Raw genomic sequence first — 557 nt, 5'->3', positions numbered from 1 at the left:
ATGATTGGGGTGAAGTCGTAACAAGGTAGCCGTATCGGAAGGTGCGGCTGGATCACCTCCTTTCTAAGGAATAAAGCGTTTCTAAGAAACGCACATCGTAAGCATCATTCTTCGATCACGATGATGATCGGATAAACAAAGGCAAGTTGCTCGCTCGTTGTCAGTTTTGAAAGAGCAAGTCTCTTTCAGCAGTTGCGTATTTTCTGATGTTGATCAGGAAGTGATGCAGCGAAAAACACGGTTTGGTGGCAATGGCGAAAGGGAACCACGCGTACCCATCTCGAACACGACCGTTAAGCCTTTCAGCGCCGATGGTACTTGGACCGCAGGGTCTTGGGAGAGTAGGACGTCGCCAAGCGGTGCATATCGCACTATTTATACTTGTACCTTGAAAACTGGATACGAATATGATGAAACATCCTTTAGCTGAGTTAATAAACGCGCGCAGCAATGCGAAGCGATATGAATTCCTTTACTTCTTCGGAAGTGAAGTACTAGGTTAAGCTAGTAAGAGCGCACGGAGGATGCCTAGGCACTAGGAGCCGAAGAAGGACGCG

General features: G+C 47.6%; 2 rRNA genes. Both read left to right on the top strand.

The annotated features are described in order from the left end of the window. Positions 1-63, top strand: a 16S ribosomal RNA gene (locus tag JFN88_RS15335); the annotation flags it as partial. A 178-nt stretch (positions 64-241) separates the two neighbouring features. Further along, positions 242-358 (top strand): 5S ribosomal RNA (gene rrf, locus JFN88_RS15330). Positions 359-557: the final 199 nt, after the last annotated feature.

Source organism: Paenibacillus roseus, from assembly GCF_016424485.1.
In the GTDB taxonomy this organism is placed as follows: domain Bacteria; phylum Bacillota; class Bacilli; order Paenibacillales; family Paenibacillaceae; genus Paenibacillus_D; species Paenibacillus_D roseus.
This window is presented reverse-complemented; position numbering and strand designations above follow the sequence as displayed.